This window comes from Phenylobacterium kunshanense, assembly GCF_003254525.1.
GTDB lineage: Bacteria > Pseudomonadota > Alphaproteobacteria > Caulobacterales > Caulobacteraceae > Phenylobacterium > Phenylobacterium kunshanense.
In genome coordinates, this window is record NZ_QFYS01000002.1 from 236,560 (window position 1) to 251,304 (window position 14,745).

Genomic DNA, 14,745 nt, shown 5'->3' on the forward strand with positions numbered 1-14,745 from the left:
GTGGCGGAAGTCGAGGTCTGGCGCGGCGGCGTGGCCACCTGGGAATGCGACCAGATGGGTCACCTGAACGTCGGCTTCTATGTGGCGAAGTCGATGCAGGCGCTGGCTGGGCTGGCGGCCGAGCTGGGGATGCCTGGAGCCTTCGCCGCCACTGCCGAGGCCACCCTGCTGGTGCGGGAGCAGCACATCCGTTTCCTGCGCGAGGCCCGGCCCGGGTCGCCGGTCCACATCACCGGCGGCGTGCTCGACATGGACGAGACCGAGGCGCGGCTGATGCTGCTGATGCACCATCAGTCCGGGGAGCTGGCGGCGAGCTTCCAGACCGTGGTGGCGCACGCCACCGCTCGGGATGGCCGCGCCTTTCCCTGGCCGGACCGCATGCGCGCCCGGGCCGAGGCGCTGGCGACCACGGTTCCCGAACGCGCCGCCCCGCGGTCGATCGGGCTATCGCCCGTGGAGACGCAGGCCAGCGTGGCGCGGGCGGACGCCCTGGGCCTGCGCCGCACGGGACTGGGCGTGATCGGCCCCGAGGACTGCGACGCCTTCGGAAGGATGCGCACCGAAGGGTTCATGCATCGGCTGTCGGACGGCATTCCCCATTTCTTCGCCGGCCGGCGACCGGGACAGGCCGAGGGCGCGGGCCGGGTCGGCGGCGCGGCCCTGGAGTACCGGCTGGTCCATCATGCCTGGCCGCGGGCCGGGGACCGCATCGAACTGCGCTCGGGTTCAGCCGGAGGCGACGCCCGCTTCCGGCGGCTCGTGCACTGGCTGCTGGACCCGGACACGGGCCGGCCCTGGGGCAGCGCCGAGGCGATCGCCGTGTCCTTCGACCTGGAGACACGCAAGATCATCACCCTGTCCGACGACGAGCTGGCGCGGGTGGAGGCCGACGCCGTCCCGGGGCTGGGTCTCTAGGCCAGGGCCGCCAGCAACGCCTCGCGCACCAGCTCGGGGCGCTCCATCGGCAGGAAGTGGCTGGCGCCGGCCACCTGTTCGCGGTGGATGTTCGGGTTGCCGTCGACCACGTGCAGGTGCTCGTCGATACGGCAGGTCGATCCGTGTTCGGCCCGCAGAATCCGCGTCGGCATCTGCAGCGCGCCCAGGGCGCCGAACGGGTCGTAGCGATGGGTGCGGAAGTTGGCCGCCTCCCAGGCGGGCGCGCAGGTCAGGGCGACCTCGCCGTCGGCCGTCGGTGCGAAGCCGGCCTCGACATAGTCGGCAAGCTGCTGCGGTCGCCAGGTGCGGAAGGCGCCGCGGCCCGTGTAGGCGGCGACGACGGCCGCCTTGTCCGGGAAGGTGGCGCGCCGACGCTCGGCGCCGGCGGCCAAGCCATTGTCGCCGTCGCGGTCCGCCACCTGTGCGCCGTCGAAGACCACTGGGTCGAACAGGACCAGCGCCTTCACCCGCTCGGGGGCCTCGGCTGCGGCCAGCAGGCTGGTGGTGCCACCCATGGAGTGGCCGGCGAGCACGACGGGCCGATCGGTCTCCGCGGCGAGCAGGGCCAGCAGGTCGTCGCGGAAGCCGTGCCAGCCGGGATGGGCGCCCGGGTCTGCCGGCAGGCTCGAGGCGCCATGGCCCCGCATGTCGACCGCCAGGAACCGGTGGTCCTGCGCCAGCGGCGCCAGGATTGTGCGGTAGGTGCGGGCGTTGAACCCGTTGGCGTGCGAAAAGACCAGCTCGACGGGGCGGTCGGCCGGGCCGAAATCCAGCACCGACATCTCTCCGCCGCGCGAGGGCAGCATCACCCGCCGCGCGCGGGGCTCGTAATCGACCTTGGCGTCCATGACCCTCTCTAGCCCGATGACCTGAGGACAGAGAAGGGTCAGGCCGTCGCAGCGGGTAGGATCACATCAAATCCCGCCGCCGATCGTGTAACCTACCGGTACGGTTGAACACCGCCTATCCTTCAGGCGACCCTCAAGGGACAAGCATGTCACCACCTGCAAAGGTCGCGCCCAAGGCCGCTGAGCGCATTCTCGCGACGGCGGCCGAGCTGTTCTATCGTGAGGGAACGCGGGCTGTCGGCGTCGACGAGATCGTCTCCCGCGCCGGGACGACAAAGCCCAGCCTCTATCGGGCTTTCGGATCCAAGGACCAGCTCATAGCCGCCTATCTGACCGTGGAGGCGGAAGGCTTCCGGGCCCGCTTCGATGCCGCGGTCGACGCGCATCCGGGCGATCCGCGAGCCCAGATCCTCGCGGTCTTCGACGCGCTTGGCGCACAGGTGGCCGAACCCGGGCGCCGTGGTTGCGCCCTCACCAACGCCGCCGTCGAGTATCCGGCGGCCGAACATCCCGGCCGACTCGTCACTGTCGAACACAAGCTGCAACTGCGCGAGCGGCTGCGCGCTATGACCAAGGCGATGGATGCCCGCAAACCCAAGAAGCTGGCCGACGCGCTGCTGCTCCTGATCGAAGGCGTCTATGTCTCCAGCCAGATATTCGGCCCCGACGGCCCGGCCGGCGCAGCCCGGATGGCCGCCGAAGCGTTGATCGAGGCCCACACCCGGGAGGCGCCGAAGGAGACCGCATGATCCCGCTCGCCACCATTGGCTACGAGAGCGCCCCGCAAGCGCGGGTGATCGAGACCCTGAAGGCCGCCGGCGTGGAGGTGCTCATCGACGTCCGCGCGGTGGCGGCCTCCAGGAGGGCCGGCTTCTCCAAGGGCCTGCTGTCCGCGAGCCTGGAGGACGCCGGGATCGAGTACGTCCACCTGCGCGCGCTGGGAACGCCGAAGGAGGGCCGGATGGCTGCCCGCAAGGGCCGGACCGCCGAGATGCGGGCGATCTTCGAGGCGCACCTGGCCGAGCCCGAGGCGCAGCTCCAGCTCGCCCGGGCCATCGAGATCGCCAAGGCGAGGAAGGCGGCCCTGCTCTGCTACGAAGCCGACCACCGCGGCTGTCACCGTTCCATCGTGGTGGAGCGGATGCAGGAGGCCGAGGACTTCTCGGTCGAGAACCTGCAGCCCTCTACGCTGTGAAGGATCCCTCTAGCTTTCCCCGGCGTCGCGGCGCGATGATCCGCGCAAAGGGAGGAACCCCATGAACGCGCCCGCCGCCATCGACGTCACCACCACCGACTGGACCTGCTTCGACGTCAGCATCCAGGACCATGTCGCGCACATCCGGCTCAAGCGGCCCGAGGCCATGAACAGCATGGTCCGCGAGTTCTGGAACGAGCTGCCGCGGATCGTGCGCGACATCGACGACAACGCCCGCGCCCGCTGCATCGTGATCTCGTCGACGGGGAAGCACTTCTGCGCCGGCATGGATCTCGCGGTCTTCCAAGGAGGCGGCTCGACGTCGGCGCCCGCGTCCCAGGACCGGCACATCAACGCCGAGGCCATGCGCCACCACGTGAAGAACCTGCAGGACAGCTTCTCCTGCCTCGACGAGGCGCGCATTCCCGTGATCGCGGCGATCCAGGGCGGCTGCGTCGGCGGGGCGGTGGACATGACCAGCGCCTGCGACATCCGTTACTGCACCGCCGACGCCTTCTTCGTGATCCAGGAAATCAACATCGGGATGACCGCCGACGTCGGGACCTTCCCGCGCCTCTGCAAGCTGATCCCCGAGGGCTGGGTGCGCGAGCTGGCCTACACCGGCCGCCGCCTCACCGCCCAGCGGGCCAAGGAGATCGGCCTGGTCAACGAGGTGTTCGACACCCACGAGCAGGTGATCGACCACGCCCTGGTCACTGCGCGCGAGATCGCCAGCAAGGCGCCGCTGGCGGTCACCGGCTCCAAGGTGATGATCAACTACGCCCGCGACCACACGATCAAGGACGGGCTGGACTACATCGCGGTCTGGCAGACGGCGATGTTCTCCGGGCCGCACATGGCCGAGGCCTTCAAGGCCAAGGCCGAAAAGCGCGATCCGCAGTTCGAGAACCTGGCCCCGCTGCGCAAGGAGATGTGATCAGATCTCCAGCTCGGCGCCCGTCAGGTCGCAGCCGGCCACGCGGGCGCCGTCCATCTCGGCTTCAAGGAAACGGGCCCGCGGGGCATGGGCGCCGCGCAGGTCGGCGCCGCGGAGGGACGCACGGCTGAAGTCGGTGCGGACGAAGCGGTTGTCGCCGATGGCCAGCGGACCCATCTTGGCGCCGCGCATGTCGGCCCGCGCCAGCTGGGCGCCGGTGAAGCGTGCGCCGCGCAGGTCGGCGTCGCGCAGGTTGGCCCCGCGGAAGTCGCAGTTGGTGAGGTCCGCGCCCTGGAGCTGGGCGCCTTCCAGGTCCATGCCGAAGAAGATCGAGTTCGGCGCCGACAGGCCGGACAGCCGCCGCTTCTTCAGCGACCGCATGGGCCGGAAGTCGACCTGGTGCAGCTTCATCACCTCGCCGTGGCGTCCGTTGGAGTCGCAGAACGCCTCGTGGTCCGAGACGACGTCTGTCAGCGACTTGTCGTCGATGTAGAAGATCGGCGGGGGCGCGCGCAGCACGTCGGTGAGGTCGGCGTCGTCCAGCCGCGCCTGGCTGAGGTTCACCCCCGTCAGCACCGCGCGCTTCATCGAGGCGCCGCTGAGGTCGGCGCCGCCGAGATCCGCGCCCGAGAGATCGGCGCCATCCAGGACGGCCCGCATGAGCTTGGCGCCGGTCAGGATCGCGCCGGACAGGTTGGCGTCCGTGAAATCGGAGGTCATCGCCACGGCGCCGGTCATCTGGGCGCCCTGGAGGTTGGCGCCAGCGAGCACCGCGTAGTTCAGCTCGCCCGGCCGATGCTCGTGACGAAGGATGCGGAAGCCGTCCAACTTGTCCTGCAGGGCGATGCGGCCTTCCCGCAGGTCACAGCCGGCGAGCTCGGCGCCGGCCAGGTTCGCCCCGCGCATGCAGGCGCCGCGAAGGTCCGCCCGCTTGAGGTTGACGTGCCGCATGTCGGCTTCGCGCAGGTCGGCGCCAAAGAGGATCGCGCGCGAAAGGTTGGATCGCGCCAGGGTCGAGCCCGCCAGCTTGGCGCCCGTCAGGTCGGCGTCGCGCAGGTCGACGCCCTCGAGCGAGCAGTTGGCCAGGTCGGCGTAGTGCAGCGCCAGCCGGCGGCCGCCCGCGCGTCCCGCCAGATAGCGCTGGTGCGCGTCCAGCGCCTCGCGCAGCGTGTGGGCGTCGAGCGCCGTATGGTGTTGCTGGGCTTGGGACGACATGCGGGCCTTCGCGTTCACCATGCCCACGCACGCTTAAGGATGGGTTGCCCGACAGCCTTAAGCGAACCTTTCCAACAACCTGTGGTCGCCGAAAGCCCGAGCGTTCAGAGCCACCCGCGGCGCTTGAACCAGACCACGGGCACCACGCCGGCCACCAGCATCAGGATCAGGGCGAAAGGATAGCCCGAGGCCCAGTGGAGCTCGGGCATCACATCGAAGTTCATGCCGTAGATCGACGCCACCAGGGTCGGCGGCATGAACGCGACCGCGACCACCGAGAAGAACTTGATGATCCCGTTCTGCTCGATGTTGATCAGGCCGAGCGCCGCGTCCAACAGGAAGGTGATGTGCGACGACTGCTGCCCTGCGTGCTCGGTCAAGGATTGGGCGTCTCTTTGCAGGGCTTCCAGGTGCGCGCGGCAATTGGGATCGCCACCGATCTCGTGTGCGAGGATCGCGAAGCCGAGGGTTCTGGCCAGGCTCACGAGGCTGTTGCGCGTCAGCGAGGTCACCGACTGCGCCTGGGCCAGGCCGGTCAGCAGAGGGCGAAAGTTCCCGGCCCGCGGGCGGTTGAATACGAGGGTGGAAACCTCCTCCACCTTGTGGCCCATGTCATCGAGGATCTGGGCCAGACGCTCGACGATGGCGTCGAACAGGCCAAGCAAGGCCTCGGTCCCGCTGTCGATCGCGCCTTGGGGCGCGCGGTCGGCGAAAACCGTGAAGGCCCTCAGCTCCTCATACCGCAGCGTGACGAGCAGGCCCTTGGCGAGGACGAAGGTGACAGGCGTGGCGAAAGGCGTGTCCTGATGGCTGCGGGCCAGCAGGGTGGCGGTCATGAAGGTCGCGCCGTTCTCCTGATAGAGGCGGCTGGACGGCTCCAGCGCCTCCATCTCCTCGACCGTGGGCAGTTGCACGCCGAGAGCCGCCTCGACGGCCAGTTCCTCCTCGCGCGTGGGTTTGAGGAGGTCCAACCAGACAATATCGGAATCCGGAGACCAGCCGGCTTCTGCCAGTTCGAGCCGGGCGGCGCCCTGTCCGCGCCGAAGGACGTTGAGCATGCGTTCGCCTCCGCACGCCCTTGTGGGCGCGCGTCGAGGGAAGCGTCAACCTTGTGACTTAGCGGTCGCTGCCGCCGGCGTCGCCACGGGTGGCCGCGGCGATCAGGGCCGCGATCCGGTCGGTGGAGTCCGCGGCCTGGGTCAGGACGCTCATCGGACCCTGCGAGGGCCGGACAGCGCTGGCCATCTGAGACGCCGCCGACTGCGCCACGGCGATGGCGCCGTTCTGCAGGCGGGACATGCCGGAGGCGGCCAGGACCCGGGCGGTATTGTCCGGATAGATGAAGCCGTGGGTCGCGTAGGTGGAGCCGCCGAGGTCGCGGTTGGGATCGTACCAGACCTTCACCTGGCTCCAGTCGCCCGAGGGGGAGACGTCGATCACGGTGACGTCCTTCTCCACCTTCCCGCGCGAGCCCTCGATCGGGCTCCAGTTGGCGTGGGTGATCTGGACGACGCGGTCCGTCAGCACCTGGCTGACGACGGCCACGTGGCCGAGGCGCATGCGCGCGGTCGGCTTGAAGCAGAGCACGGCGCCGGCGCGGGGCGTGAAGCCCGTCTCGTACTTGCCGGCGGCCTGTTTCCACCAGGTCCAGGCGTCGCCGAAGATCTGGATGCCGGAAATCAGGCGGGCGAACGGCACGCACTGCCAATAGGTGTCGGCGCTCGCGGCGACCGGCGTGAAGGCGATCGCGGCCGCGGCGGCCAAGGAACCCACAAGGGCCCGGGTCCGTTTCAGCATGCTATCGGTGACTCCCCGACGTCTCAGGCGAAGGGGTAACCGTATCCGCCTTGAGTGAAAAGAGGGTTTACGCCGCGCGGCGGGATGTCGCGCACCGATTATCCACAGGCCATCCAAGGCATGCGCCGAAACTTCAGGCCCGAAGGCCAAGTTTATCAAAACGACCGGCCAGCCAATATTATCACCGCAAGAAAACTATTGGCGAACGCGCGTTTCGATCGGCGTATTTGAGCTGTAGGAGACTGGAAAAACGGCGCTGTGTTAACCGACTGTAATTAGGGAATTGCTTGCCCTCACGTTCCGGTAACAGCTTGAAACAAGAGCTCGGCGTTCGATCTGGGGTTTCGGCAGGACTCGCCCAAGAGGAGAATTCTGGCGATCACAGCCGCGTGAACGGTGGTGCGGCGCCTATAAAAGCGGCGCCGTAGAGGCATTGTCGCTGGGGGGTGGCGAAGGCGATTGGACCACCTAGATATCCAGCGGGGAATTTCTGGGAGAATTTCATGGATATCGCCGCGCTCGTGAGCGACCCGGCCGCATGGGCCGCGCTCATCACGCTCATCGTGATGGAGGTCGTGCTCGGCATCGACAATCTCATCTTCATTTCCATCCTGTCGAACAAGCTGCCCGAACATCAGCGGGCGCGGACCCGGCGGATCGGGATCGCCCTGGCGCTGGTGATGCGCCTCGCCCTCCTGTCGACGCTCGCCTTCATCGTCGGCCTCACGCAGCCCGTCTTCTCGCTGCCCTGGCAGGGCCCGCCCGGCGCGTATGGCGAACCGGCCTTCGACCTCGCCTTCTCCTGGCGCGACCTGATCCTGATCGCCGGCGGCCTGTTCCTCGTCTGGAAGGCCACCACCGAGATCCACGAGAAGGTCCAGCCCAGCGACGGCCACGGCATCATGGACACCGGGGGGAAGGTGATCAGCAACATGGGCGCGGCGATCTTCCAGATCATCCTGCTGGATCTGGTGTTCTCGATCGACTCGATCCTCACCGCCGTGGGCATGACCGAGCACCTGCCGATCATGATCACCGCCGTCGTCGTCACCGTGCTCATCATGCTGCTGGCGGCGGACCCGCTCGCCAACTTCATCAACAACAACCCGACCGTGGTCATGCTGGCCCTCGGGTTCCTGCTGATGATCGGCGCGGTGCTGATCGCCGACGGCTTCGGCGTGCACGTGCCGAAGGGCTACATCTACGCCGCCATGGCCTTCTCCGCCGGCGTCGAGGCGCTCAACATGATGGCGCGCCGCAAACGGCCGACGGTGGAGGACAAGATCCTCCACTGATCCGAAGGTTCGTGCTCGCCGCTGGTCAGCCGCCGGCGAGCACGTCTTTCGGATCGGCCTGGTTCTGCAGCGGTTCGCCCGCCAGGTAGCGGCGCAGGTTCTCCAGGAACAGAGCGTCGTTGCGCGGTACATTGCCAGCCGTGATCCCCGAGCTGTGGGGGGTGAGCGTCACGCGCGGGTGGGTCCAGAAGGGGCTGTCCGACGGCAGGGGCTCGGTCTCGAAGACGTCGAGCACGGCGTGGGCCGGGACCCCGGCGTCAAGCGCCGCCAGGAGGGCCGGCTCGTCGACGAGGGCGCCCCGGCCGACATTCACCAGCACCGACCCCGCCTTCATCCGACCGAAGGCTTCGGCGTTGGCGATGTGGCGGGTCTCGGGAGTCGCCGGTGCGGCCAGCACGACGACGTCGGCCTGCGGCAGGAGGTCGAGAAACGCCGCCGGCGGCGCCATGGCGTCCGCCAGGACGTCCGGAGCCGTGCTGCGACGAACGGCCGTGACGTGGGCGCCGAACGCCTTGGCGCGCTGAGCCACGCCGCGGCCGATGGCGCCGAAGCCCAGGATCAGCCAGCGGGACCCCTCGATCTCCCGGAACGGTCGCCGCTCCCACTGCCGGGCGGCCTGCGCCGCACGCCGGCCGGCGCCGTCCTGGAAGGCGTCCAGGACGCCCCACAGGACATAGTCCGCCATGCCCACGGACTGGCCGTGGCTTGTGGTCAGTCGCGCGCCCTTCTGGACGAACTGGCCGAAGACCGGGTTGTCGAAGCCGGCCGCCCCGCTCTGCACCCATTTCAGGGATGGCGACTTCAGCGCCGCGGTCATGAACGCTCGCGCCCCGCCGCTGAAGAAGACGTCGGCGTTGGCCCAGGCGGCATCGACCTGCGCGGTTTCGGGCGACAGCGTGGCGCCGGCCAGGCTGATCTCGCCGGCGTCGTTTACGACCACGGGCTCGACGCCCGGGCATGCGCCGGCGAGGTCGGCCGCGATTCGGCCCAGGCTCTTCTCGTGGATCAGCAGACGCATGAGGTCCCTCCGCAAACCGGTCTTAGCCGCGGAGGGAACGGAAAGGCTAGCGTCCGGCGCCGCCCGCCTTTCCGGCCTGGGCCGGAGCGGTGGGATTGGGATGCCCCTGCGCCTGTTCGCGCCGGCGACCGCCCAGATAGGCCTGCAGCGCCGTGATCTCGCCGGCCTCGAGCGCACCGGAGGCGTCACGGTCGACCTGGGCGAAGAACGGCTTCAAACGATCCCCGAACTCGCCCTTCAGCTCGGCCTTCTGGATCTTGTGATCGAGGTCGTCGTCGAACATTCCGACCATCCGCGAGCGGTTCATCTGGTCGTCGTAGTCGGTCAGCTTGCTCGAGGTCTCGTCGAGCCAGCGGTAGCGGATGGCGGTGTAGAACATCTCCTCCCAGGACTGGTCGCCCCAGACGATGGTCTTGGACGCATCCGGGTTGGCCGGGTTCTGCCTGGAGTTGTCGTACCAGTAGTTGGCGATGAGCCGCGATCCGGCCGGCACCTTGATCGGCTCGGCGAAGCTATATTCCCGCTGCCAGTTGAAATCGTAGCGCGGCATGGCGAGCAGACGGGTCTTCGTGCCGTCCGGAAGTTCCAGCCAGAGGTCCGAGGCGTAGCCACGGTAGTGGGCGTGCGGGAAGGCCGAATAGAGCAGCATGTCCTTGGGGACGGACAGATAGGCCGTCTCCTTGTGCCGGGCCGCACCGGCCGGAATGACGATCGTGTTGTCCACGATCACCGAGTTCCGCATGACCAGCCCCGGCTTCTCGTCCCCTTTGTAGAAGTAGAGGCCGAGCTGGGACTTGTCGGTCACCTCCTTGCCGAACGGGGTGTAGTGGGCCTGCAGTCCGATCGCGCCGCCAGGCGGGAGGTAGGTGCCCACGTTCTTCGGCCACAGCGTCGCCTCGGCCCCCACCGCATATCCGCCCATGGAGGCGCCCCAGCGGGACTCGTTGCCCTTGCCGTCGGCCGGAACCTCGGTGAGGTAGCCGGTGAGGAAGTGGTGCACGGCCTGGCGCTGATCGACCTTGAAGGCCGCCGCCTTCACCCAGCGGCCGTCCTTCAGCGGATTGACCATCACCGGCCGTTGGTAGTCGACCACGCCGGAGGCCGGGATCGTGTAGGCCGGGATGTCGAGGATCAGGTCCGGCTTGCCCAGAGGCCATTCGGTGGCGACGTGGCGCCGCGTGGCCAGCGGGTCCGGCCCGTCGCCGCGGGGCGCCCCCTGCTCCACCCACCGGACGACCGTCTTGATCTCGGCGGAGGTGAGGCTTTTGTCGTCGGCGAACTTGCCGACATGGGCGTCGACATTCCACGGCGGCATCCGATCAGTGCGGATCACCTCCCGGATCATCGGCGAGAAGCCCTTGACCATCTCGTAGCTGGTCATCGCGAACGGGCCGATGCCGCCCTCCTGGTGGCAGGCGACGCACTTGGCCTCAAGGATCGGGGCCACGTCCTTGGCGTAGGAGATCTTGGTCGCCTTGCCACGGTCGGGGAAGTCGATCAGGCAGCCGGCGGTCTGCTTCGTGGCCGCCAGCGCCGGGCGTCCGGCCAGGGTCGCCTCGATGGCGTCGGCCGCCCAGGCGTGCTCGGCCCTGGCCTTCTGGGTTCCGTAGTCCAGCCGATCGTCCAGCGGCCCGCGATAGGTGATCTTCCAGGTCTTCGGGTCGATGACGATGAACTCGCCCGTGCGGGTCACGCCGAGCTGCTCGCCGACGAGCTGGTTCGCATCCTTCAGGATCGGCGCGTCGAAGCCGAACTCGGCCTTCTCCTTGGCGATCGCCGCCACGCTGTCCTGGATGGCGGAGTTCAGCATCAGGAAGTGCACGCCCTGACCTTCGTACTTCGCCTTCAGCTCGCGCAGGGCCGGCGCCAGGTTCCGGACGATGGGACAGCCGTTGGCGTGGGTGACGATCACGATCGCCCTGGCGTCGCTCATCCGATAGAGCTCGTGGCCCATGTAGTCGGTGTCGGCGAGCATAAAGTTGTCGATGGTGGCGGGAAGCGCCGCCGCCGGCGACGCCTCGACCGCCGCCGCGGGGCTGGCCGCAGACAGCGCGCTCGGCGTGGCCCCATCGGTGGTGCAGCCAAACAGCAGGGCCGCCGACGCAGCCGTCGCCAACGCGGAAATGCGCGCCTTCATCTCATGTCCTCCCACGGGCGCGGCGGAGCTTGTCGCGCTCCGTCCGGTATCCACCCGCAATATCTTTGTTACGTCAGGCCATAGTGCAGCATCGGCGCGTTTCGCCAATGTTTCTGATCAGCGTTCAGATGGGCGGGTGGCCTCGGCCGCGATCCAGCCGTCGATGCGCGCTTCGAGCAGGTCGAGGGGCAATGGGCCCGCCAGCAGCACGGCGTCGTGGAAGCGGCGGATATCGAAGCGGTCGCCCAGCTTCTCGCTGGCCCGCTTGCGCAGCTCCAGCAGCTTAAGCTCCCCGATCTTGTAGGCCAGGGCCTGTCCGGGCCAGGAAACGTACCGCGCCAGTTCGACCTCGATGTTCAGTGGCGACAGGGCCGAGTTCTCGGTGAAGCACGCCCGCGCCTTCTCCAGGCTCCAGCCCATCCAGTGGATGCCGGTGTCGGCCACCAGCCGGCAGGCGCGCCACATCTCGTATGACAGCCGCCCGAACCGCTCGTAGGCGTTGCGATAGATGCCCATGTGGCCGCCGAGCTCCTCGGAATAGAGGCCCCAGCCTTCGGTGAAGGCGGTGACGTCGGCGTTGCGGCGGAACGACGGCACGCCCTCCAACTCCTGGCCAAGGGCGATCTGGATGTGGTGGCCCGGCGCGGCCTCATGCAGGGTCAGCGCCGGCAGCTCGTAGAGCGCCCGCTGGTCGAGGTGGCTGGTGTTGACCATGTAGCCGCCCGCGACGCCCTGCCTCGGCGATCCCGAGAAGTAGCGGCCCGTGGTGTAGCCATCCTCGATCTCCGCCGGCACCTGCCGGACGCCGTAGGGCAGCCGGGGCAGGGTCGCGAACCAGCGAGGAAGCTGGTCGTCCACCCGCTTGGCGATCTCCGAGGCCTTCTCCATCAGGTCCTGGCGGGAGGTCGCGTAGAAGCGCGGGTCCTTGCGCAGCATGGCGATGAAGGAAGGGAGGTCGCCGGTCCAGCCCGTCTCGAGCATCACCTTTCCCATCTCGGCGCGGATGCGGGCGACCTCGGCCTGGCCGATCGCGTGGATCTCGTCGGGGGTCAGGCTGGTGGTCGTGTGGTCGCGCACCAGCCACCGGTAGTAGGCCTCGCCCCCCTTCACGCTGCGGATGCCCAGTCCCTTGCGGGCGGCGGGGACGTATTCCCGCTCCATGAAGAGAGCGAACTCCCGCTGGGCCGGCCGGATCTCGTCGCGCACCACGGCCAGGGCCACCGCCCTCATCTCCGCGAGCTTCTCCGGCGGGAGCTTGGCGCGATCGAAGGGCTTGAGAAGGGGGTCGCTCTCCAGGGGCGCCGCCGCCGCGGCGCGGGCCCGGACGAGCACCGACTCCGCGGTCGCTCGGGGCTGGGTGAAGCCGGAGCGGACGCCGCGCCGGGCGTTCTCGATGGCGCGCGCATAGTAGCGGGGCGCGGCGCGCAGGCGGAGGATCCAGGCCTTGGCGTCGGCTTCGGTGTCGAGGTGGGTGACCGAGCCGAGGTAGCTCAGGTCCTGGTCGAAGCCGGAGTCGCTGTTGAACGCCCAGCGGGCCTCGTCGAACGACAGGCTCTGGAGCCGCCGGTCCAGGGTCCAGGCCAGGAAGTCGCGGTTCAGCCGCGCCTCCGCCGACAGCCCGGCGGGATCGATGCCGGCAAGTCGGGACCTGAACTCCTCGAACGCGCTCCGGCGCAGGACGTCGGCGCCCGAGGAGATGTCGGGCAGGCGCGTCTGCGCCTTGCGGTCCCCCTCGCGGCCGGCCGTGATCGGGTCCTGGCTCAGCGCATAGGCCTCGTAGTCCGCGACCAGGCGGTTCAGGGCCGTGTCGTCAGCCAGGGCGGGGCCGGCGGCGAAGGTCAAAGCTAGGGCGATCAGCAGGCGGCGCATGCGAGGGTCTCCGGCGTGGCGGCCAAGCTGGCGCGCATCGCGGCCGGCGCCAAGGCTTGGCAGCACGGCGCGACGCAGGCCAAATCCGCGTTCTGCAAGCAGGGGGCGGCCATGAGTTTCATCACTCGCCGGAAGGCGCTGGAGCTTGCCGCGCCGGCGCACGGCCTGAAGAAGTCGCTGGGCTGGCCGCATCTCGTCGCCCTGGGCGTCGGCGCCATCATCGGTACGGGCATCTACACCCTGACCGGCGTCGCGGCGGGGCTCGCGGGCCCTGCGGTGATCATCTCGTTCGCGGTGGCGGGCCTCGTCTGCGCGTGCGCCGCGCTGTGCTACGCCGAGATGGCCAGCCTGACGCCGCAGGCCGGCAGCGCCTACACCTATTCCTACGTGGCGCTTGGCGAGGGCGTCGCCTGGATCATCGGCTGGGCGCTCATCCTGGAATACACCCTGGTGTGCAGCGCCGTGTCGGTGGGCTGGTCCGGCTACGCCTCGGGCCTGATCCGCGATGCCGGCTGGGGCGTGCCCGACGCCCTGCTGGCCGGCGGGCTGATCGACGTCCCCGCCATCTTCATCGCCCTGGTGGTGACCGGCGTGCTGCTGGCCGGCACCCACGAAAGCGCGACGGTGAACTTCGTCCTGGTGATCGTGAAGCTGGTCGCGCTGGCGGCCTTTGTCGCCCTGACGCTGCCCGCCTTCGACGCCGCCAACTTCGAACCCTTCGCGCCGTTCGGCTTCGGGGCGCACGAGGTGGATGGTCACAAGGTGGGGGTGATGGGCGCGGCGGCGATCATCTTCTTCGCCTTCTACGGCTTCGACGCCATCTCGACGGCGGCGGAGGAGGCCAAGGATCCCAAGCGCGACCTGACCATCGGCATCGTCGGTTCGATGGCGATCTGCACCCTGATCTACATGGTCGTGGCCGCGGCTGCCCTGGGGGCCGTGCCGTTCGACCTGTTCTCAAAGAGCCCGGAGCCCCTGGCGTTCGTCCTGCGCGAACTGGGCCAGCCCGGCGCCGCCGCCGTGATCGCGGGTGCGGCGGTCGTCGCCATGCCGACGGTGATCATGGTGTTCATGTTCGGACAGAGCCGGGTGTTCTTCGCCATGGCGCGCGACGGGCTCCTGCCCCGGCGGCTCGCCGCGATCGACCGGCGGGGCGTCCCGGTGGCCGTCACGGTGCTGACCGGCGTCATGTCGGCGATCATCGCGGGCGTCATGCCGCTGGACGAAATCGCCGCCCTGGCCAATGCGGGCACCCTGGCCGCGTTCATCGCCACGGCCTGCGCCGTCATGGTGCTGCGGCGCCGGGCGCCCGACCTGGAGCGGCCCTTCGCCACCCCGCTGGTATGGGTCGTCGCGCCCGCCGCGGTGGCCGGCTGCCTCTATCTGTTCACCAGCCTGTCGGCGAAGACGATCGTGTTCTTCTTCGTCTGGAGCGCGATCGGCGTGGCGGCCTATCTGGCCTACGGCAGATCACGGAGCGCCCTGGCGGGCTGAGCCT

The 14,745-nt window shown here is 69.0% G+C and carries 13 protein-coding genes; 6 read left to right on the forward strand and 7 right to left on the reverse strand.

The window, feature by feature from the left end:
• Window positions 1-915, forward strand: a complete 915-nt coding sequence (locus tag DJ019_RS05455; RefSeq protein WP_276309976.1) for a thioesterase family protein — start codon at window positions 1-3, stop codon at window positions 913-915.
• Here the strand turns inward: DJ019_RS05455 and DJ019_RS05460 are convergent.
• Window positions 912-1,784, reverse strand: a complete 873-nt coding sequence (locus DJ019_RS05460) for an alpha/beta fold hydrolase (protein ID WP_111274983.1) — start codon at window positions 1,782-1,784, stop codon at window positions 912-914. The two genes, DJ019_RS05455 and DJ019_RS05460, sit on opposite strands and share 4 nt — an antisense overlap.
• Before the next feature lie 146 nt (window positions 1,785-1,930).
• On the opposite strand from DJ019_RS05460, the gene DJ019_RS05465 reads away from it, so the two are divergent.
• The 3 genes from DJ019_RS05465 to DJ019_RS05475 all read left to right on the forward strand — a co-directional run bounded on the left by DJ019_RS05465 (window position 1,931) and on the right by DJ019_RS05475 (window position 3,916).
• Window positions 1,931-2,533 (forward strand): TetR/AcrR family transcriptional regulator, encoded by a 603-nt coding sequence (locus DJ019_RS05465; RefSeq protein ID WP_111274984.1) that lies wholly within the window; start codon window positions 1,931-1,933, stop codon window positions 2,531-2,533.
• Window positions 2,530-2,979 carry a DUF488 domain-containing protein gene (locus DJ019_RS05470; RefSeq protein ID WP_338066064.1) on the forward strand — a complete coding sequence of 150 codons (450 nt, stop codon included), beginning with the start codon at window positions 2,530-2,532 and terminating at the stop codon, window positions 2,977-2,979. Before DJ019_RS05465 ends, DJ019_RS05470 begins: the two co-directional genes overlap by 4 nt.
• 61 nt (window positions 2,980-3,040) lie before the next feature.
• Window positions 3,041-3,916 (forward strand): crotonase/enoyl-CoA hydratase family protein, encoded by an 876-nt coding sequence (locus DJ019_RS05475; RefSeq protein ID WP_111274985.1) that lies wholly within the window; start codon window positions 3,041-3,043, stop codon window positions 3,914-3,916.
• Here the strand turns inward: DJ019_RS05475 and DJ019_RS05480 are convergent, their stop codons facing one another.
• The 3 genes from DJ019_RS05480 to DJ019_RS05490 all read right to left on the reverse strand — a co-directional run bounded on the left by DJ019_RS05480 (window position 3,917) and on the right by DJ019_RS05490 (window position 6,928).
• A complete protein-coding gene (locus tag DJ019_RS05480; protein WP_240606380.1) occupies window positions 3,917-5,131 on the reverse strand; it encodes a pentapeptide repeat-containing protein in 1,215 nt (404 codons plus the stop codon).
• A gap of 104 nt (window positions 5,132-5,235) precedes the next feature.
• Window positions 5,236-6,189 (reverse strand): magnesium transporter CorA family protein, encoded by a 954-nt coding sequence (locus DJ019_RS05485; RefSeq protein ID WP_111274987.1) that lies wholly within the window; start codon window positions 6,187-6,189, stop codon window positions 5,236-5,238.
• A gap of 58 nt (window positions 6,190-6,247) precedes the next feature.
• The gene (locus DJ019_RS05490) at window positions 6,248-6,928 is read right to left on the reverse strand and encodes a CHAP domain-containing protein (RefSeq protein WP_111274988.1); all 681 of its coding nucleotides are present in this window, start codon (window positions 6,926-6,928) and stop codon (window positions 6,248-6,250) included.
• A gap of 503 nt (window positions 6,929-7,431) precedes the next feature.
• On the opposite strand from DJ019_RS05490, the gene DJ019_RS05495 reads away from it, so the two are divergent.
• Window positions 7,432-8,223 (forward strand): TerC family protein, encoded by a 792-nt coding sequence (locus DJ019_RS05495; RefSeq protein ID WP_111274989.1) that lies wholly within the window; start codon window positions 7,432-7,434, stop codon window positions 8,221-8,223.
• Window positions 8,224-8,248: 25 nt separating this feature from the next.
• On the opposite strand, the gene DJ019_RS05500 is transcribed toward DJ019_RS05495, so the two are convergent.
• The 3 genes from DJ019_RS05500 to DJ019_RS05510 all read right to left on the reverse strand — a co-directional run bounded on the left by DJ019_RS05500 (window position 8,249) and on the right by DJ019_RS05510 (window position 13,247).
• Window positions 8,249-9,241 carry a D-2-hydroxyacid dehydrogenase gene (locus tag DJ019_RS05500; protein ID WP_111274990.1) on the reverse strand — a complete coding sequence of 331 codons (993 nt, stop codon included), beginning with the start codon at window positions 9,239-9,241 and terminating at the stop codon, window positions 8,249-8,251.
• A 46-nt stretch (window positions 9,242-9,287) separates the two neighbouring features.
• The gene (locus DJ019_RS05505; RefSeq protein WP_111274991.1) at window positions 9,288-11,378 is read right to left on the reverse strand and encodes a redoxin family protein; all 2,091 of its coding nucleotides are present in this window, start codon (window positions 11,376-11,378) and stop codon (window positions 9,288-9,290) included.
• Window positions 11,379-11,495: 117 nt separating this feature from the next.
• Entirely contained in the window at window positions 11,496-13,247 is a 1,752-nt protein-coding gene (locus DJ019_RS05510; protein ID WP_111274992.1) for a DUF885 domain-containing protein, read from the reverse strand.
• A 111-nt stretch (window positions 13,248-13,358) separates the two neighbouring features.
• On the opposite strand from DJ019_RS05510, the gene DJ019_RS05515 reads away from it, so the two are divergent.
• Complete coding sequence (locus DJ019_RS05515; protein WP_111275485.1) at window positions 13,359-14,741, forward strand: amino acid permease; 1,383 nt, start codon at window positions 13,359-13,361, stop codon at window positions 14,739-14,741.
• The last annotated feature ends 4 nt before the right edge of the window (window positions 14,742-14,745 follow it).

Bases quoted from the DNA above. Each gene is read 5' to 3' on its own strand.
- DJ019_RS05460 (WP_111274983.1), bottom strand. From the start codon at position 1,784: ATGGACGCCAAGGTCGATTACGAGCCCCGCGCGCGGCGGGTGATGCTG.
- DJ019_RS05465 (WP_111274984.1), top strand. From the start codon at position 1,931: ATGTCACCACCTGCAAAGGTCGCGCCCAAGGCCGCTGAGCGCATTCTC.
- DJ019_RS05470 (WP_338066064.1), top strand. From the start codon at position 2,530: ATGATCCCGCTCGCCACCATTGGCTACGAGAGCGCCCCGCAAGCGCGG.
- DJ019_RS05475 (WP_111274985.1), top strand. From the start codon at position 3,041: ATGAACGCGCCCGCCGCCATCGACGTCACCACCACCGACTGGACCTGC.
- DJ019_RS05480 (WP_240606380.1), bottom strand. From the start codon at position 5,131: ATGTCGTCCCAAGCCCAGCAACACCATACGGCGCTCGACGCCCACACG.
- DJ019_RS05485 (WP_111274987.1), bottom strand. From the start codon at position 6,189: ATGCTCAACGTCCTTCGGCGCGGACAGGGCGCCGCCCGGCTCGAACTG.
- DJ019_RS05490 (WP_111274988.1), bottom strand. From the start codon at position 6,928: ATGCTGAAACGGACCCGGGCCCTTGTGGGTTCCTTGGCCGCCGCGGCC.
- DJ019_RS05495 (WP_111274989.1), top strand. From the start codon at position 7,432: ATGGATATCGCCGCGCTCGTGAGCGACCCGGCCGCATGGGCCGCGCTC.
- DJ019_RS05500 (WP_111274990.1), bottom strand. From the start codon at position 9,241: ATGCGTCTGCTGATCCACGAGAAGAGCCTGGGCCGAATCGCGGCCGAC.
- DJ019_RS05505 (WP_111274991.1), bottom strand. From the start codon at position 11,378: ATGAAGGCGCGCATTTCCGCGTTGGCGACGGCTGCGTCGGCGGCCCTG.
- DJ019_RS05510 (WP_111274992.1), bottom strand. From the start codon at position 13,247: ATGCGCCGCCTGCTGATCGCCCTAGCTTTGACCTTCGCCGCCGGCCCC.
- DJ019_RS05515 (WP_111275485.1), top strand. From the start codon at position 13,359: ATGAGTTTCATCACTCGCCGGAAGGCGCTGGAGCTTGCCGCGCCGGCG.